Source organism: Kitasatospora sp. NPDC051984, from assembly GCF_044593455.1.
GTDB lineage: Bacteria > Actinomycetota > Actinomycetes > Streptomycetales > Streptomycetaceae > Kitasatospora.
The window spans coordinates 426,148-444,149 of sequence record NZ_JBIUCB010000004.1; the positions used below are offsets into that span (position 1 = coordinate 426,148).

General features: G+C 70.4%; 15 protein-coding genes, 2 tRNA genes and 1 riboswitch. Of the genes, 4 read left to right on the forward strand and 13 right to left on the reverse strand.

Translation table 11 applies throughout. The features are described from left to right. Positions 1-7 precede the first annotated feature (7 nt). The 3 genes from ndk to ACIHEI_RS11195 form a co-directional block, all read right to left on the reverse strand. Positions 8-421 carry a nucleoside-diphosphate kinase gene (gene ndk / locus ACIHEI_RS11185; RefSeq protein WP_387643095.1) on the reverse strand — a complete coding sequence of 138 codons (414 nt, stop codon included), beginning with the start codon at positions 419-421 and terminating at the stop codon, positions 8-10. Between the two features lie 83 nt (positions 422-504). Next, on the reverse strand, positions 505-849 hold the full coding sequence (locus tag ACIHEI_RS11190; RefSeq protein ID WP_387643094.1) for a DUF4233 domain-containing protein: 345 nt from the start codon (positions 847-849) through the stop codon (positions 505-507). Between the two features lie 6 nt (positions 850-855). Then, positions 856-2,247 carry a bifunctional folylpolyglutamate synthase/dihydrofolate synthase gene (locus ACIHEI_RS11195; protein WP_396606404.1) on the reverse strand — a complete coding sequence of 464 codons (1,392 nt, stop codon included), beginning with the start codon at positions 2,245-2,247 and terminating at the stop codon, positions 856-858. 175 nt (positions 2,248-2,422) lie between these two features. Here ACIHEI_RS11195 and ACIHEI_RS11200 point away from each other — a divergent pair, with 175 nt between their 5' ends. Continuing rightward, entirely contained in the window at positions 2,423-3,946 is a 1,524-nt protein-coding gene (locus ACIHEI_RS11200; RefSeq protein ID WP_396606405.1) for a chitinase, read from the forward strand. Between the two features lie 62 nt (positions 3,947-4,008). On the opposite strand, the gene ACIHEI_RS11205 is transcribed toward ACIHEI_RS11200, so the two are convergent. After that, positions 4,009-4,527, reverse strand: coding sequence for a hypothetical protein (locus ACIHEI_RS11205; RefSeq protein ID WP_392956653.1), 519 nt, complete (start codon positions 4,525-4,527; stop codon positions 4,009-4,011). Between the two features lie 278 nt (positions 4,528-4,805). Then, positions 4,806-7,442: a valine--tRNA ligase gene (locus ACIHEI_RS11210; protein ID WP_387861532.1), complete on the reverse strand. Its 2,637-nt coding sequence runs from the start codon at positions 7,440-7,442 to the stop codon at positions 4,806-4,808. A gap of 145 nt (positions 7,443-7,587) precedes the next feature. On the opposite strand from ACIHEI_RS11210, the gene ACIHEI_RS11215 reads away from it, so the two are divergent. Further along, positions 7,588-8,538, forward strand: coding sequence for a hypothetical protein (locus ACIHEI_RS11215; protein WP_396606406.1), 951 nt, complete (start codon positions 7,588-7,590; stop codon positions 8,536-8,538). Between the two features lie 43 nt (positions 8,539-8,581). Then, positions 8,582-9,385 carry a hypothetical protein gene (locus ACIHEI_RS11220; RefSeq protein ID WP_396606407.1) on the forward strand — a complete coding sequence of 268 codons (804 nt, stop codon included), beginning with the start codon at positions 8,582-8,584 and terminating at the stop codon, positions 9,383-9,385. A gap of 82 nt (positions 9,386-9,467) precedes the next feature. Here ACIHEI_RS11220 and clpX read toward each other — a convergent pair whose 3' ends face one another. From clpX to ACIHEI_RS11245, 5 genes are all read right to left on the reverse strand, one after another. Beyond that, the gene (gene clpX / locus ACIHEI_RS11225) at positions 9,468-10,754 is read right to left on the reverse strand and encodes an ATP-dependent Clp protease ATP-binding subunit ClpX (protein ID WP_043913988.1); all 1,287 of its coding nucleotides are present in this window, start codon (positions 10,752-10,754) and stop codon (positions 9,468-9,470) included. A gap of 275 nt (positions 10,755-11,029) precedes the next feature. After that, on the reverse strand, positions 11,030-11,692 hold the full coding sequence (locus ACIHEI_RS11230) for an ATP-dependent Clp protease proteolytic subunit (RefSeq protein WP_387643087.1): 663 nt from the start codon (positions 11,690-11,692) through the stop codon (positions 11,030-11,032). Positions 11,693-11,736: 44 nt separating this feature from the next. After that, a complete protein-coding gene (locus ACIHEI_RS11235; protein WP_387861582.1) occupies positions 11,737-12,366 on the reverse strand; it encodes an ATP-dependent Clp protease proteolytic subunit in 630 nt (209 codons plus the stop codon). A 222-nt stretch (positions 12,367-12,588) separates the two neighbouring features. After that, on the reverse strand, positions 12,589-13,962 hold the full coding sequence (gene tig, locus ACIHEI_RS11240) for a trigger factor (RefSeq protein WP_387643086.1): 1,374 nt from the start codon (positions 13,960-13,962) through the stop codon (positions 12,589-12,591). 242 nt (positions 13,963-14,204) lie between these two features. Beyond that, positions 14,205-14,278 (reverse strand) — tRNA-Pro (locus ACIHEI_RS11245). Between the two features lie 149 nt (positions 14,279-14,427). Here ACIHEI_RS11245 and ACIHEI_RS11250 point away from each other — a divergent pair. Continuing rightward, positions 14,428-14,498: transfer RNA gene (locus ACIHEI_RS11250), tRNA-Gly, on the forward strand. Between the two features lie 134 nt (positions 14,499-14,632). Here the strand turns inward: ACIHEI_RS11250 and ACIHEI_RS11255 are convergent. The 3 genes from ACIHEI_RS11255 to ACIHEI_RS11265 form a co-directional block, all read right to left on the reverse strand. Further along, positions 14,633-15,619, reverse strand: a complete 987-nt coding sequence (locus ACIHEI_RS11255) for a peptidoglycan DD-metalloendopeptidase family protein (RefSeq protein WP_392956644.1) — start codon at positions 15,617-15,619, stop codon at positions 14,633-14,635. A gap of 5 nt (positions 15,620-15,624) precedes the next feature. Continuing rightward, positions 15,625-15,779: riboswitch (cyclic di-AMP (ydaO/yuaA leader) on the reverse strand. Positions 15,780-16,149: 370 nt separating this feature from the next. Beyond that, complete coding sequence (locus ACIHEI_RS11260) at positions 16,150-16,344, reverse strand: hypothetical protein (protein ID WP_035862776.1); 195 nt, start codon at positions 16,342-16,344, stop codon at positions 16,150-16,152. A 387-nt stretch (positions 16,345-16,731) separates the two neighbouring features. Continuing rightward, entirely contained in the window at positions 16,732-17,943 is a 1,212-nt protein-coding gene (locus ACIHEI_RS11265) for a PP2C family protein-serine/threonine phosphatase (RefSeq protein WP_392956642.1), read from the reverse strand. Positions 17,944-18,002: the final 59 nt, after the last annotated feature.

Consider the following 18,002-nt stretch of genomic DNA (forward strand, 5'->3'; position numbering starts at 1 on the left):
ACAGTCCTCAGACGTGGGACGGGAAGAAGATCTTGATCTCCCGCTCGGCCGACTCCGGGGAGTCCGAGGCGTGGATCAGGTTCTCGCGGGTGATCGTCGCGTAGTCGCCGCGGATGGTGCCCGCGCCCGCCTGCAGCGGGTCGGTGGCACCGGCCAGCGCACGGATGCCCGGGATCACGTTCTCGCCCTCGACGATCAGCGCGATCGACGGGCCGGAGGTCATGAACTCCAGCAGCGGCTCGTAGAACGGGCGGCCGACGTGCTCGGCGTAGTGCTGCTCCAGGGTGCCGCGGTCGAAGGTGCGGAGCTCCATCGCGGCGAAGCGCCAGCCGGCCTTGCGCTCGATCCGGCTGATGATCTCGCCGGCCAGGCCGCGCTTCACGGCGTCGGGCTTGAGCAGGACGAGAGTGCGCTGGGACACGGGGCGGCTCCTCGGGTGTGGGTCGTGCGGTGTGTGCACCTGACATTACCCCGGCCGGGTGGCCGCCCCCGCGACCAGCCCGGTCAGGCGGCCGCCCCGGCGGCCGCCGCGCGCTGCGCCTTGAGCTCGTCGATCTTGCGGCCGTAGTGCACCGAGCACCACCACAGGCCGCCGAACACCACACCGAAGGCGAACATCGTCGGCAGCACCAAGCCGCTGGCCAGCACGCCGAGTTGCAGCGCCCAGCCGACCCAGACCGCGCCGGGCCGGGTGATCGCGCCGCACAGCAGCACGCACAGCAGGATGGCGACGCCGCTGACCGCCCAGATGGTGCCGGTGCCGACGTCGGTCAGCTTCATCGCGACCAGGCCGGCGAACATGATCAGCAGCGCCTCGCCGATCAGGGTGGAGGAGCACAGGGTGCGCATCGACCGCTACTTCCTTCCGAACAGCAGGCGCGCCTCGCCCACCGTGATGACGGAGCCGGTGACCAGGACGCCGGCGCCGCCGAGGTCCTCCTCCTCGGCGAGGGTGACCGCGGCGTCGATGGCGTCGTCCAGCCGGGGCTCGACCTGCACCCGGTCCTCGCCGAACACCTCGACGGCGAGGGCCGCGAGACGGTCGACGGGCATCGCGCGGTGGGTGGAGTTCTGGGTGATGACGACCTCGGCGAGGATCGGCTCGAAGACCTCCAGCAGGCCGGTGACGTCCTTGTCGCCGCTGGCGGCGATGACGCCGACCAGCTTTGTGAAGCCGAACGCCTCGCCGATCGCGGCGGCGGCGGCCTGCGCACCGTGCGGGTTGTGCGCGGCGTCCAGGATCACGGTGGGGCTGCGCCTGACGACCTCCAGCCGGCCCGGCGAGGAGACGCCGAACAGCGCCTGCCGGACCTTCTCCTCGTCCAGGTGCTCGGCGCCGCCCTGGCCGATGCCGAAGAACGCCTCCACCGCGGCGAGCGCCAGCGCGGCGTTCTGCGCCTGGTGGTCGCCGTGCAGCGGGATGAACAGGTCCTGGTACTCGTGGCCGCCGAGGCCGCGCAGGGTGACCAGCTGGCCGCCGACGGCGACCTCGCGGCGCAGCACGCCGAACTCCATGCCCTCGCGGGCCACGGTGGCGTCCACCTCGACGGCCCGGCGCAGGATCGTCTCGGCGGCGTCCAGCTTCTGCTGGGCGACCACGGCGAGCGCGCCCGGCTTGATGATCCCGGACTTCTCCACCGCGATCTTGCCGGTGGTGTCGCCGAGCTTGTCGGTGTGGTCCAGGCCGATCGGGGTGATCACCGCCACCTGGGCGTCGATCACGTTGGTGGCGTCCCAGGAGCCGCCCATGCCGACCTCGACGACCGCGACGTCCACCGGGGCGTCCGCGAAGGCCGCGTACGCCATGCCGGTCAGCACCTCGAAGAAGGACATCGCGACCGGCTGCGCCGCGTCCACCATCTGCACGTAGGGCTCGATGTCGCGGTAGGTCTCGACGAACTTCTCCGGGCTGATCGGCGCCCCGTCCAGGCTGATCCGCTCGGTGACGGACTCCACGTGCGGCGAGGTGTAGCGGCCGGTGCGCAGTTCGAAGACGCCCAGCAGCTGCTCGACCATCCGGGCGGTGGAGGTCTTGCCGTTGGTGCCGGTGATGTGAATGGACGGGTAGGAGCGCTGCGGCTGGCCGAGGATGTCCATCAGCGCCTCGATCCGGTCGAGCGAGGGCTCCAGCTTGTTCTCCGGCCAGCGGGTGGCCAGTTCGGCCTCGACGGCGCGCAGATCGGAGTCGGTGCCGCCGGCGTCGGCGGGACGGACGGTGTAGGGGTTGGGCTCGGCCTTGTCGCTCACCCCGCCAGTCTAAGGACTCCCGACGTCCGCCCCCGACGGCCACCCCGGTGGCCCGCGGACCGGCTCCGGACCTCTTGACACCGGAATTGGTCTACTCCACCGTGTGAGTCGCTCGTCCAGCTCCTCGGCTCCCCCGCACCGCACCCCCATCGACACTCCCCCACCTGGAGATGGCATGCGTGCACCACATCGACTTCCGCGCGGCGCACGGGCCCTGCTCGCCGGATTGCTGGCGGCCGTACTGGCCCTGGTCGGCATGGTGCTGACCGGTACCGGGACGGCCACCGCCGCCGACGTGGACGTGATCCGGAACGGCGACTTCTCGGCCGGCGACCACATCACCCCGTGGGCCTGCGGCCCCACCGTCACCGCGGTGAACAACTCCGCCACCGGCTGGGACCTGCAGGGCACCCCGGCCGGGTCGGACTACGCCAACTGCAGCCAGCAGGTCACCGTGCTGCCCAACTCGACGTACACCCTGTCCGCGGTGGTGCAGGGCTCGTACGTGTTCCTGGGCGCCACCGGCACCGGCGGCACCGACCCGTCCACCTGGAGCTCCAACACCGGGTGGAACACGCTCAGCAGCACCTTCACCACGGGGGCCGGCACCACCTCGGTGCAGGTGTGGTTCCACGGGTGGTACGGCCAGCCGCCGTACCTGGTGGACAAGGTCTCGATGGTCGGCCCGGGCACCGGCTCGCCCAGCCCGTCCAGCTCCGGTCCGACCTCGGTGTCGCCGTCCCCCTCGACGTCCACCTCGGCGTCGCCCTCACCCAGCGGCTCCTCCACCACTCCGCCGCCGCCCGGGCAGAAGCACAAGCTGACCGGCTACTGGCAGAACTTCTACAACGGCGCGACCCCGCAACGGATCAGTGACGTCCCCGCGGCGTACGACATCATCGCGGTGGCCTTCGCGGACGCCACCAGCACCCAGGGCGCGATCAGTTTCACCCTGGACCCGACGCTGTCCTCGAAGCTGAACGGCTACACCGACGCCCAGTTCAGGGCCGACATCGCGGCCAGGCGCGCGGCCGGCAAGAAGGTCATCATCTCGGTCGGCGGGCAGAACGGCACCGTCTCGGTGGCGAGTTCGGCCGCGGCGGCCAACTTCGCCAACTCCGCGTACAGCCTGATCCAGACGTACGGCTTCGACGGGATCGACATCGACCTGGAGAACGGCGTCAACTCCACCTACATGGCACAGGCGTTGCACACCCTGGCGGCAAAGGTCGGGTCCGGGTTCGTGCTCACCATGGCTCCGCAGACCATCGACATGCAGTCCACCGGCACCGAGTACTTCAAGCTGGCGCTGGCCACCAAGGACGTCCTGACCATCGTCAACATGCAGTACTACAACTCCGGTGCGATGCTCGGCTGCGACGGCGGCGTGTATTCGCAGGGCACCGAGAACTTCCTCACCGGCCTGGCCTGCATCCAGCTGCAGGGCGGCCTCGACCCGAGCCAGGTCGGCCTCGGGGTGCCCGCCTCCACCAGCGCGGCGGGTGGCGGCTACACCAGCCCGGCGACCGTGAACGCGGCGCTGGACTGCCTGGCCGCGGGAACCAACTGCGGTTCCTTCAAACCCTCGAAGACCTGGCCGGGCATCGGCGGCGCGATGACCTGGTCCACCAACTGGGACGCCCTCGCGGGCGGCGGCATCGCCGGCACCGTCGGCTCCCACCTGCACGCCATGCCGTAGCGGCAGCACGGCAGCGGGCCCGGCGGGGGAAGTTCCCCGCCGGGCCCGGCAGTGACGATCCGTCAAGTGGTGACGCGGGGTGTGGGCAGTCGCGCGGCGTGTCGGCGGCGCAGTTCGGTGGCGATCTCCTCGGCCTCGCCGTCCGGCAGCAGCGGCAGCATCATCGCCACCGCCTGGACCAGGCCGCCCAGCAGGTAGGTGGTGTCGGGCGTACCGGCCACCAGGGCGCGGACCGCGGCGACGTCCCCGTCGGCGACGGCCTCCAGCAGCAGCGCCGCGCCTGCCGTCTCCTCGTCCACCGCGACCTCGCAAGTGCCGTACGGGGCACGCCGGGCCAGGCCGCGCAGCACCCGGTCGGCGACCTCGGGCGCGTACGCCTTGCGGACCGCCTCGGCGGCGATCCACACCAGCAGGGTGGTCGCCTCGCGCTCGGCGTTCTCGGCGAGCAGCAGGTCGAGTTCGGTGTCGAAGGCGAGCTGGTTTCCGTGCTGGAATGCCAACAGGAGGGTTGCCGCCCGGGCCTTGGCCGCCTCCACCTCCGCCATCGGAAGTTCGTCGGCCAACTCCCTGGTCGCCACCATGCGTATGCCCTCCGTTCGATGCCCCGCCCGAATGGGAACTTCCGCCCCACCGTACACATTCGATGTGCGAAGTTCGCTGAACGCGCGGGGGGCGGCAACCCGATGTATTCCCTTTGGCGCAGTGCGTCAATTGCCGGGAATACAGGACGAATAGCCGCAGCGAAACCGTTACCGCGACGCGCGGCCAAGGGAATTGACAGACCGCCGACCCCAACTCGGGAAAGGCGAAGGGCCGCCGCCCCCGCAGTGCGGGAGCAGCGGCCCTTCCTGACGCGCGGTCAGCCCTGCGGCAGCGCCGCGAGCTGGGCGGTGATCCGGGCGATGTCGGCCTCGGCGGTCTCCAGCCGGAGCCGGATCTTGGCGACCACGTCGTCCGGCGCCTTGGCCAGGAAGGCCTCGTTGCCGAGCTTGCCGGTGGTCTGCGCCTTCTCCTTCTCGGCCGCCGCCAAGTCCTTCTGCAGGCGCTTGCGTTCGGCCGCTACGTCGATGGTGCCGGACAGGTCGAGCGAGACAGTGGTGCCGGCCACCGGCAGCGAGGCGGTGGCGTGGAAGCCCTCCTCCGGCGCCGTCAGCCGCAGCAGCGAGCGGATCGCCGCCTCGTGCACCTCCAGCCGGTGCCCGGCCAGCTCCAGCTGCGCCGGGACCTTCTGGGTGTCGCGCAGGCCCTGGTCGTTGCGGAACCGGCGGACCTCGGTGACCAGTTGCTGCAGCTGCGCGATCTCCGACTCGGCGTCGGTGTCGCGGTAGCCGGAGTCCTTCGGCCACTCGGCGACGACGACCGACTCGGCGCCGGTCAGCGCCGTCCACAGCGCGTCGGTGACGAACGGGACGATCGGGTGCAGCAGACGCAGCGTCACGTCCAGCACCTCGCCGAGGACGCGGCGGGCGTGGTCGGCCTGCGCGCCGCCCTTGTTGAGGGTGGTCTTGGACAGCTCGACGTACCAGTCGAAGACCTCGTCCCAGGCGAAGTGGAACAGCGTGTCCGAGACCTTCGCGAACTCGAAGTCCTCGTACAGCGCGTCCACTTCGGCCACGGTGGCGTTCAGCCGGGACAGGATCCAGCGGTCCGCCGCGGTGAGCTCCTCCGTCGCGGGGAGCGGGCCCTGGACGGTGGCGCCGTTCATCAGCGCGAAGCGGGTGGCGTTCCAGATCTTGTTGCAGAAGTTCCGGGAGCCCTTGACCCAGTCCTCGCCGATCGGCACGTCGGCGCCGGGGTTGGCACCGCGGGCCAGCGTGAAGCGGACGGCGTCGGCGCCGTAGGCGTCCATCCAGTCCAGCGGGTCGACGGCGGTGCCGGACGACTTCGACATCTTCTTGCCGAACTCGTCGCGGACCAGGCCGGTCAGTGCGACCGTCTTGAACGGGATCTCGCCGTCCATCGCGTACAGGCCGAACATCATCATCCGGGCGACCCAGAAGAAGATGATGTCGTGGCCGGTCACCAGGACGTCGGTCGGGTAGAACTTCTCCAGGTCGGCGGTCTTCTCCGGCCAGCCGAGGGTGGAGAACGGCCACAGGCCGGAGGAGAACCAGGTGTCCAGGACGTCCGGGTCCTGCTCCCAGCCCTCGCCGGTGGGCGGCTGCTCGTTCGGTCCGACGCAGACGACCTCGCCGTTCGGGCCGTACCAGACCGGGATCCGGTGGCCCCACCAGAGCTGGCGCGAGATGCACCAGTCGTACATGTTGTCGACCCAGTCGAAGTAGCGGCGCTCCAGCTCCTTCGGGTGGATCTCGACCTTGCCGTCGCGGACGGCGTCGCCGGCGGCCTTGGCCAGCGGCTCGACCTTGACCCACCACTGCAGCGACAGCCGCGGCTCGACCACGGTGTGGCAGCGCGAGCAGTGGCCCACGGCGTGCTCGTAGGGGCGCTTCTCGGCGACGATGCGCCCCTGCTCGCGCAGCGCGCCGACCACGGCGGAGCGGGCCTCCAGCCGGTCCAGGCCGAGGAACGGGCCGTGCACGGTGAGCACACCGCGCTCGTCCATCACGGTCAGGTTCGGCAGGTTGTGGCGCTGGCCGATGGCGAAGTCGTTCGGGTCGTGCGCCGGGGTCACCTTGACGGCGCCGGTGCCGAACTCCGGGTCGACGTGCTCGTCGGCGACGACCGGGATCTCACGGTCCGTCAGCGGCAGCTTGATGGTCCGGCCGACCAGGTGCGCGTAGCGCTCGTCGGACGGGTGGACGGCCACCGCGGTGTCGCCGAGCAGGGTCTCGGCGCGCGTGGTGGCGACCACGATCGAGTCCTCGCCGTCGCCGTAGCGGATCGAGACCAGCTCGCCCGGGAGGTCCTTGTGGTCCACCTCGACGTCGGACAGCGCGGTCAGGCAGCGCGGGCACCAGTTGATGATGCGCTCGGCGCGGTAGATCAGGCCGTCGTCGAAGAGCTTCTTGAAGATGGTCTGGACGGCCTGCGACAGGCCCTCGTCCATGGTGAAGCGCTCGCGCGACCAGTCCACGCCGTCGCCGAGACGGCGCATCTGGCCGAGGATCCGGCCGCCGTAGTTCTCCTTCCACTCCCAGACCTTCTCGACGAAGGCCTCACGGCCCAGGTCGTGCCGGGACAGGCCGGACTCAGCGAGCTGCTGCTCCACCCGGTTCTGGGTGGCGATGCCCGCGTGGTCCATGCCCGGGAGCCAGAGCGCCTCGAAGCCCAGCATCCGCTTGCGGCGGGTCAGCGCGTCCATCAGCGTGTGCTGGAACGCGTGGCCCAGGTGCAGCGCACCGGTGACGTTCGGCGGCGGGATGACGATGGTGTACGCGGGCTTGTCGCTCTTCGCGTCGGCGGTGAAATAGCCACGCTCTACCCAGCGCTCGTACAGCTCGCCCTCTACCTCGGCCGGGGCGTAGGTCGTCGGGAGGGTGGCTGCTTCGTCCCCGGGCTTGCTCGCGGGGCGCTGGTTCGTCGTGTCGGTCACGACGCACAGTTTACGGAAGACCCGACCACAGTTGTGACCGACAGTGCACCGACCGCTCGGCGCGGTGGGGGGGCCGTACGGTAGCGTGCCCGCATAGTCGATCGGACGGGGCCGCGCAACAGAGGCGGCGGGGGAGAAAAGACATATGTACGGCCAGGGCCAGGGACCGCAGCAGTATCCGCAGGGGCAGCCGCAGCAGCCGTACGGCGCTCCCCCGCCGCAGCCCGGCTACGGTGCGCCGCAGCAGCCGCCGGCCTACGGCGCCCCCCAGCCGCCGGCTTACGGCGCCCCGCAGCAGCCCGCGTACGGCGCTCCGCAGCCGTCGGGCTACGGCACCCCGCCGCCCGCCGGGCAGCCGGGGTACGGCTACCCGCAGCAGGCGCCGCCGCCCCAGCAGCAGTGGGGCGGCATGCCCCAGCAGCCGGGCCAGCCCGGCCAGCCCGGCTACGGCGGCTTCCCGCCGCCGCCCGCCCCGTCCAAGGGCAAGAGCGGGATCATCGCCGTGGTGGTGGTCCTGGTGCTGGCCATCGGCGGCGGCCTCGCCTACTGGGGGCTGAGCGGCACCAAGGGCTCGGACACCGAGGGCAAGTACAAGCTGTCCGCGCCGGAGAGCGTGGCCGGCTACACCAAGAAGAACGCCGACGAGAAGGGCGGGCTGAAGGGCCTGGACGGCGTCGGCACCTTCGAGGGCACGCTCGCCGCGACCTACCAGAAGACCACCACCGACGCGGCCAGCCTCAGCGGCTCCTGGGGCAAGGTCCCGGACCCGGCCAAGGCGCTCGACGTGCTCACCAAGAAGATCAACGAGGGCGACGGCGACGCCTCCGCGGGCAAGCTGGTCTGGAAGCAGGAGCTGACGGACGTCGAGGCCAGCGACCCGACGGACCCGGGCGCCAAGCTCCGCTGCGGCGTGGGCACCTCGGACACCGGCACCGGCAAGGCCTCGATGGGCATCCCGATGTGCATGTTCGCCAGCCACTCCACCATCGGCATGGTCGCGTTCATCTCCATGGACCCCTCCGGCAAGACCATCAGCACCACCGAGGCCGCGACCCGCGCCCGCCAGCTCCGCGACGCCGCGACCGTCACCAAGTAACCATCGCAGTACCGCACTTCACGCTCGAACGGAGTATCGCCCCGTGTCCGACAACCAGTTCGGCCCGCCGCAGCCCGGCTTCGGACCCCCGCCCGTCCAGGACGCGATACCCCCGCAGGGCGCACCCGCGGCGCCCCAGGGCGGCTACGGCCAGCCGGCCGCGCCGCAGCAGGCCTGGGGCGGCGGCGCGGTGCCGCCGCAGGCGTTCCCGCCCGGCACCCCCGGCGGCTACCCGCCCGGGTATCCGGTGGCGCCGAAGAAGTCCCGCAAGGGCCTGTGGATCGGCCTGTCCGTGGTGGCCGCGGTGGTTCTCGGCGGCGCGACCACGCTCGGTTACCTGATCGTCCACACCGCGGCGGACACCGGCAAGAACAACGTCGTCCTGCCGCAGTCCTTCCACGACATGACCAACGACCCGGACGACGCGGACGCCAAGGACCTGGCCACCTCCCTGCAGAGCGGCCTGCAGTCGGAGAAGGACTCCTTCACCGACCCGCAGCCGGTCAGCGCCATCTACCGCTCCTCGGACCAGGAGAAGATGCTGCTGGTGTCCGGCCTGACCGGCCACGTGCTGCTCCCGTCCAAGCAGGTCGACGTGCTGTACAGCAGCCTCCCGTCCGGCGGCGCCACCAACCGCAGCGACGTCGACGCGGGCCCGCTCGGCGGCCGGATGTCCTGCGGCGACCTGGAGTTGAGCGGTCAGCACGGCGGCATCTGCGTCTGGGCCGACAGCTCGTCCGTGGTGATGGTCATAGAACTCGACATCTCCGCCGAGGACGGCGTCACCAAGGAGAAGGTCATCGCCGACACCCAGGAGCTGCGCAAGCTCGCCGAGGTCCCCAAGTAGCCTCCGCCGCACGGGACATGAAAGGGGCCCCGCACCGTTCACCGGTGCGGGGCCCCTTCGCTGCGGCCGGGTTGACGCCTGGTCAGGCGCTCTTGTCCCGGCGCTCACGCTTGATCATGTCGCGCGGGACCAGGGTCGGGATGGCGTGCTTGGAGACCACGTCCCCGGTGACGACCACGCGGGCGACGTCCTGACGGGACGGCACCTCGTACATCACGGACATCAGCACCTCCTCCATGATGGCCCGCAGACCGCGCGCGCCGGTGCCCCGCAGGATCGCCTGGTCGGCGATGGCCTCCAGTGCGTCCCGGGTGAACTCCAGCTCCACGCCGTCCAGTTCGAACAGCTTGCGGTACTGCTTCACCAGCGCGTTCTTCGGCTCGGTGAGGATCTGCAGCAGCGCCTCACGGTCCAGGTTGTGCACGCTGGTGATGACGGGCAGACGGCCGATGAACTCCGGGATCATCCCGAACTTCACCAGGTCCTCCGGCATCACCTGACGGAAGTGGTCCGAGGCGTCCAGCTCACGCTTGGAGCGGATGGTGGCGCCGAAGCCGATGCCCTTGGCACCCGCCCGGCCCTCGATGATCCGCTCCAGGCCGGCGAACGCGCCACCCACGATGAACAGCACGTTGGTGGTGTCGATCTGGATGAACTCCTGGTGCGGGTGCTTGCGCCCGCCCTGCGGCGGCACCGAGGCGGTGGTGCCCTCCAGGATCTTCAGCAGCGCCTGCTGCACACCCTCGCCGGAGACATCGCGGGTGATCGACGGGTTCTCGCTCTTGCGGGCGACCTTGTCGATCTCGTCGATGTAGATGATCCCGGTCTCGGCCTTCTTGACGTCGTAGTCGGCCGCCTGAATCAGCTTCAGCAGGATGTTCTCGACGTCCTCGCCGACGTAGCCGGCCTCGGTCAGCGCCGTGGCGTCCGCGATCGCGAACGGCACGTTCAGCATCCGGGCCAGGGTCTGCGCGAGCAGCGTCTTGCCGGAGCCGGTCGGGCCCAGCAGCAGGATGTTCGACTTGGCCAGCTCGATCGCGTCGTCCCGGCCGGAGCCGGAACGACCGGCCTCGCCCGCCTGGACGCGCTTGTAGTGGTTGTAGACCGCGACCGACAGCGCCTTCTTGGCGAGGTCCTGACCGACCACGTACTGGTCCAGGAACTCGTAGATCTCGCGGGGCTTCGGGAGTTCCTCGAAGCGCACCTCGGAGCTCTCGGCGAGCTCCTCCTCGATGATCTCGTTGCAGAGGTCGATGCACTCGTCGCAGATGTACACGCCTGGCCCGGCGATCAGCTTCTTCACCTGCTTCTGCGACTTGCCGCAGAACGAGCACTTGAGCAGGTCGCCACCGTCTCCGATGCGTGCCACGAGGTGCTTCCCCTTCGCCAGGGGCCCCGCGGGGGTCGGGGCCTGGTGCTGTGAGACCGGCTGCGTCGGCGGTCGGTCTGGTATCCGACGGTACTCTGCCGAGCCGTTGTTTCCGTCGACTTCGGCCGCTCTGCCCTACGCCCTGGGCGAATTGATACCGAACAGATGCCGTCGCGGGTGCATGACCCGACAGCCATTGTGCCGGGGCCGCGGCCCCGACCGGAACGCCCCGGGGCGGGGCGTACGTCACGTACGCGCCGCCCCGGGGCGAGGGTTCAGTCGGTGTACGAGTTCTTCCGGGTCGAGACGATCTGGTCGACCAGGCCGTACTCCAGCGCCTCTTCGGCGGTCAGGATCTTGTCGCGCTCGATGTCCTCGCGGACCTGCTCGACCTCCTTGTTGGAGTGCTTGGCCAGCATGGTCTCCAGCTGCTCGCGCATCCGGAAGATCTCCTTGGCCTGGATCTCCAGGTCCGACACCTGACCGCGGCCGGTCTCGGTGTACGGCTGGTGGATCAGCACCCGGGCGTTCGGCAGCGCCATCCGCTTGCCGGGGGTGCCCGCGGCCAGGATGACCGCGGCGGCCGAGGCGGCCTGGCCCATGCAGACCGTCTGGATGTCCGGCTTCACGAACTGCATGGTGTCGTAGATCGCCGTCAGCGCGGTGAACGAGCCGCCAGGGGAGTTGATGTAGATCGAGATGTCGCGATCCGGGTCCATCGACTCCAGGCAGATCAGCTGCGCCATGATGTCGTTCGCGGAGACGTCGTCCACCTGCGAGCCGAGGAAGATGATGCGCTCCTCGAACAGCTTGGCGTACGGGTCGTACTCGCGAACGCCCTGCGAGGTGCGCTCGACGAACCGCGGGACGATGTAGCGGCCCTCGGCCCGCATGTCCTCCAGGCGGGCCTTGGCACCGGACAGGCTGGGGATGTTCATGTTCTGTGGTCCTCCGAAGCGTGCGGTCTGGATTCCGAAACCGGTCAGCCGGCCAGGCCGGCGCCGGTGCCGCCGCCGCCCGGGACGTCCGCGGCGCTGTGCATGATGTCGTCGATCAGGCCGTACGCCTTGGCCTCCTCCGGGGTGAACCAGCGGTCGCGGTCGGAGTCCGCGGTGACCTGCTCGAAGGTCTGCCCACTGTGGTGGGCGATCATCTCCGACATCCGCTTCTTGGTGCGCAGCAGCTGCTCCGCCTGGATCCGGATGTCGGTGGCGGAGCCGCCGAGGCCCGCGGAGGGCTGGTGCATCAGGATGTTGGCGTTCGGCAGCGAGAAGCGCTTGCCCGGGGTGCCCGCGGTCAGCAGGAACTGACCCATCGACGCGGCCATGCCCATGGCGATGGTCACGACGTCGTTCTTGATGTACTGCATGGTGTCGTAGATCGCCATGCCGGCCGAGATCGAGCCGCCCGGGGAGTTGATGTAGAGAAAGATGTCCTTCTCGGGGTCCGCCGCGAGCAGCAGGAGCTGGGCGGTGATCTTGTTGGCGATGTCGTCGTCGACCTGCTGGCCGAGGAAGATGATGCGCTCGTTGAGCAGCCGGTTGTAGACCTGGTCGCCCAGGCCGCCGCCCACGTCGCCGCCGGCGGCGTGCGGTGCCATCGGGCCAGGCATCTGCATCTGCGGGAACGTCACTTAGCCACCTGCTCAGTCGATCTGCGTGTGTGTCGCTGTCCACCGACCCTAACGCGCAGGCCCGGCCGCTGAATCCCCCACGCAGAACTGTTCGCTGTGAGCGCAGGGTGACTGGGCCCAACGCGAACGGGCCCGGGCACCATGCGGTGCCCGGGCCCGTCCCGGTGCTGCGGTCCGCCGGATTCCCGGCGGTTACGAGGCTCAGGCCTCGGTGGTCTCCTCGGCGGCGGCCTCGGTGACAACCTCTTCCTCATCGTCCTCGAAGGAGACGACCTCACCGTTGGTGTCGGTGACCTTGGCGGCCTCGACGACCAGGGCCAGCGCCTTGCCGCGGGCGACCTCGCCGACCAGGAGCTGGACCTGGCCGCCCTGGACGACCTGCTGGGCGAACTGGTCCGGGGTCAGGCCGGAGCCGGCGGCGCGACGGATGAGGTGCTCGGTGAGCTCCTCCTGGTTGACGCCCAGCTCCTCGTTCTTGACGATCTGGTCCAGCACGAACTGGGTCTTGATGCCCTTCTTCGCCTGGTCCTCGGTCTCCTTGTCGAAGTCCTCGCGGGACTTGTCCTGGGAGGCCAGGTAGGTGTCGAGGGTCATGCCCATCGGCTCCAGCTGGTGGTGCTCCAGGTTGTGCTTGCGGGTGCCGATCTCGTCCGCGAGCAGCTTCTCCGGGTAGTCCATCTCGACCCGGGTGAGCAGCTCGTCGAGGACCTTCTCCTGGGCCTGGGTGGCCTGGTCGAACTCCTTCATCCGCTCGAGGCGCTTGCGGGAGTCCCCGCGCAGCTCCTCCAGGGTGTCGAACTCGCTCGCCAGCTGCGCGAACTCGTCGTCCAGCTCCGGGAGTTCCTTCTCCTGGACGGTGGTCACGGTGACGGTGACCTCGGAGTCCTTGCCGATCTGGGTGCCACCCTTGAGGGTGGTGGTGAAGGTCTTGGCCTCACCGGCGGACAGGCCGACGACGGCCTCGTCGATGCCGTCCAGCAGGCGGCCGGAGCCGATCTCGTAGCTCACGCCGGTGGCGGTGCCGTCCTCCGGCACCTCACCGTCGACCTTGGCCTCCAGGTCGATGACCACGACGTCGCCCTCGGCGGCGGCGCGCTCGACATCCTTCACGGAGCTGAAGCGCTCGCGCAGCTGCTGCAGCGACTTCTCGATGTCCTCGTCGGTGACCTCGACCGGGTCCACCACGACGGCGATCTCGGCGAAGTCCGGCAGGGCGACCTCGGGACGGACGTCGACCTCGGCGGTGAACTTCAGGTCACCGCCGTCGGCGAGGTTCTCGACACCGGCGATGTCGGTGATGTCCGGCTGGCCCAGCACATCGATCTGGCCCTCGTCGACGGCCTGCGTGTAGAAGCGCGGAAGCGCGTCGTTGACGGCCTCCTCCAGCACCGCGCCACGGCCGAAGCGCTGGTCGATGACCCGGTTCGGGATCTTGCCCTTGCGGAAGCCCGGAACGGTGACCTGCTGGTTGATCTTCTTGTACGCCGCGTCGAGGCTGGGCTTGAGCTCCTCGAAGGGCACCTCGACGGTGAGTCGAACCCGGGTCGGGTTCAGAGTCTCGACGGCGCTCTTCACGGTGGGGTCTCCTAGGGGGGCTTGCGGTCAGGGCGATAGGCGGTTGGGGCTGCAATGCTGTCCGTACTACCGCCAGCGGTCCATCCTACCGGTACCACGAAAGTGACTGCGCCCGGCACCGGGTGCACGGCGGAGCAGGGCCGGGGCGGCCGCGCCCCACAACGACAGCGGAGCAGGGCCGGGGCGGCCGCGCCCCACAACGACAACAGGGCCCCGCCCACGGACGAGACCCTGCCGCACGGTCGGGGTGACCGGATTCGAACCGACGGCCTTCCGCTCCCAAAGCGGACGCGCTACCAACCTGCGCCACACCCCGTGGTGCCGAGCAGAAGAGTACACGTCGGGCCGCCTCCGACCGGGGCGATATTCGCGAGCCGACAGCGCGGAAGGAGTGTGCAATCCACCGGCTCGACCAGGTACCCTGGTCCAGTCCTCGCCACCGCGACGCGGTGCGGGTACGCCTTTGCGGGTGTAGCTCAATGGTAGAGCCCCAGTCTTCCAAACTGGTCACGCGAGTTCGATTCTCGTCACCCGCTCCGAATGGCCAACGGCCCCGACTGCCAACGCAGTCGGGGCCGTTGCCGTTTTCCGCGGCGCCAGCACGGTTCGCCGGACAGCCCGAAGGCCCCGCGCAGCGGACTGCGCGGGGCCTTCGGGGGTGAGGCGTGGATCAGACGTTGACGCCGTGGGCCGCCAGGTAGGCGACGGGGTCGATGTCGGAGCCGTAGTTCGGGGTGGTGCGGATCTCGAAGTGCAGGTGCGGGCCGGTCACGTTGCCGGTGGCGCCGGAGAGACCGATCTGCTGACCCGCCGTCACGGACTGGCCGGCCGAGACGGAGATCGAGGACAGGTGGGCGTACTGGGCGTACTTGCCGTCGGCCAGCTTGATGACGACCTGGTTGCCGTAGGCACCGCCGTTGCCGGCGGAGACCACGGTGCCGTTGGCGATGGCCTTGAGGCTGGTGCCGGTGGCGACCGGGAAGTCGATGCCGGTGTGGTAGCCGGAGGCCCAGTTGGAGCCGGCGACCTTGTAACCGGTGGTGACCTTGCCCGGCGCCGGGGCGACGTAGGTGGAGCTGTTGCTCGCGGCGGCCGGGACGGCGGTGGGGGCCGTGGTGGCGGTGGTGGCCGTGGTGGCGACCGGGGGCGCCGCCTGCGGGGCCGGGGCCACGGGCTGGGCCTTGACGGTGCCGGTGGTGGCCGGCTTCGCGGTGTCGGCCTTCTTGACGGCGACCTTCGGCGCGGTGGCGGTGTCCGTGGAGGTGGACTTGGCGGCCGGGGCCTGCGCGGGGGCGGCGGCCTGGCCGTTGATGGCCAGCTTCTGGCCCGGGAAGATCAGGTCGGGGTTGCCACCGACCACGGAGCGGTTGTCCTGGTACAGCTTCTGCCAGCCACCGTCGACGTGCTGCGCGGCGGCGATCTTGGACAGGGTGTCGCCGGAGGCGACCCGGTAGCTGTGCGGGGCGGCGGCCTGGTCGGCGACGGGGGTGGCGTCCACCGAGACCGTGGACGGGCGGCTGCCGGCCTGCTCGGTGGCGGTGTGCGCGGAGGCGGCGGTGACCGGGAGGCCGATCGCGGCGCCGGCCACACCGGTGGCGATGGCGATCCGGGCGATGGTGGCCAGGCTCGGCTTGCGGTGCTTGCCCTGAGCGGACATGAAGGCGTTCCTCTCCGACGCCTGCGAGGTGAGCTGTCGGGTTCGGGCGAGAGTTGCCCGGCCGCAGGAACTGCGGCTTCACCCCGAGCCGTTCCCGGTGGTTTCCGGGCCCGGCGACTTACCTGTGGTTCCCCCGCTCCTGCCGTGGCGTGGTATCTGGTCGGCACCGGACGACGGCAGGACTAGGCGTTCCGTCCGGTGGCCCGCCCGGTCACTGGCCGGGCTGCGGAGGAAGCAAATCCCACGGCCCGTGAGGCTGGCAAACGCCGATCGGCCCCGCTCCCTGGGTCGGGAAGGGGCTGACGATCCACCAGGTCACGCTGTGCCGACACCCTGCTGCGGTGCGCGTACGCGATCATGACAGTGTGCGTACGAACCCCGCACGGTGGGCGACTTCGGCCACCGTGCGCGTTCGGGCGCGGACCTGGCGTGACGTTGCGGGTGAGCCTGGTCACCGTGGGCAGGCCGAATGGACGGCGCGGGGGTGTCTCCCGCCCGTCGTGGCGTGCCGCCGGGGAGCCGACAGGCCGTCAGCCCGCGATCGACGCGATGGCCTTGGAGACCGAGGTGAGGAACTGCTGGATCGGGCCGGCCATGGTCGACTGGCTCAGCATGAAGCCGAACAGGGCGGCGACGATGGCGTGCCCGGTCTTCAGCTGCTTGTTGCGAATGAAGATCGCGACGATGATGCCGAACAGGACAAGCGCGGAGACGGAGAAGGCCACCGGGACTCACTTCCTCGATTCATGGCGGGGGTTCGGTGGAAGCCGGCGTTGGCTCCCAGGCGGAAACCGGCCCCTGCCCCCCGTGTCCCCACCACTCCATCCGGACTCAGTGTGGTCGCTCGTGCTGAGTGCGTAAAGGACTTGCCCGGTCGCTCGGTGCCCGAACCCGCCTGGCAGGACTGATTTTCGCCGACCGCGACGATAGCGGACGGGTTCTGACACCCCGTCGGCGGGCGGTGGTCCGTGCTGGCCTGCGCGGCAAACCGGCAGGCAGATCCAACATCGCCGCCCGGCTCGGGCCGCGAACCGGAATTGGCCGAAGATCAACGTCCGGGTTTGACACTCCGTGGACACTCCGCGCTCACCGCGTCTGCACCGGACGGAGGTTCAGCGGCGCCAGACCAGCAGCACCGCGCGGTCGTCGTTGACGTGCTTGGCGACGGTGTCGATCAGCCGGACCGCGGAGCCGGGCCGGATCGACCCCGGGGCGGTGGCGACCAGCCGGTCGGCCTCGCCCATCAGCCGGTCCATGCCCTCGGCGAGGTCGCGGCCGGGGATCTCCACCATGCCGTCGGTGCACAGCATCAGGACGTCGCCGGGGCCGAGGGTGCCGCGCACCCCCTCGAACTTGGCCTCGTCGTAGACGCCGAGCAGCGGGCCCTCGGCCTCCTTGACCTCCCAGTACCCGGCGCCCGCGAGACGGTGCATGCCGGGCAGGTGCCCGGCGGAGAGCAGTTCGTACTCGCCGGTGTCCAGGTCGACCACCAGATGGACGGCGGTGGCGAAGCCCTCCGCCCAGTCCTGCCGCAGCAGGTAGCCGTTGGCGGCGGGCAGGAAGTCGTGGGCGGGCAGCGAGCCGAGCAGGCCGCCGAAGGCGCCGGAGAGCAGCAGGGCGCGGCTGCCGGCGTCCATGCCCTTTCCGGAGACGTCGGCGAGGACGGCTTCCAGCATCCGTCCGCCGGGGCCGGTGCGGGCGGCGACCATGAAGTCGCCGGAGAAGGACTGGCCGCCGGCCGGGCGCAGCGCGGTGTCGGTGTGCCAGCCGTCGGGCAGTTCCGGGACCCGGCCCTGGATCCGGATCCGCTCGCGCAGGTCGAACAGCATGGTGGAGCCGCCGCGCCAGGGCACGCCGATCCGGCGGCGGAACTGGGCGACCAGCAGTCCGGCGACGCCGACCGCGCCGACCACCAGCGCGGAGCCGGGGGTGACGCCGTGGGTGTAGGTCTCCGGCTGCGCGCTGGCGACGCGTTCGCCGGTGTGCACCAGGGATTCGGTGATCAGTCCGGCGGCGGCGACGGCGTACAGCAGCACCAGGGTGCCGGGGCGCAGCAGCAGCGCGCCGGCCAGCACGGGCAGCACCAGGGCGGTGGGCGGGGCCCAGTCGGGAAGCAGGATGTTCAGCAGGACCAGGACGGGCACGGCGAGGGCGAGGGCGGCGAACGCCCACCAGTCGACGCCGTCGCCGCGGAAGTAGTCGACTCCGGTGCGGCGCACCCTGCGCCTGGCCCGGTACAGCGCAGCGCGCAGCCGGGCCGTCACGGGCTCGCGGGACGGTCCGCCGTCCCGGCCCGTCGCTCTGGGGCGCGCTCTGCCGACCATGGGGACCGACTGTATCCACCGCCGGTGCGCGCGTCGACGGCCCGGTGGCACCGAGTGCA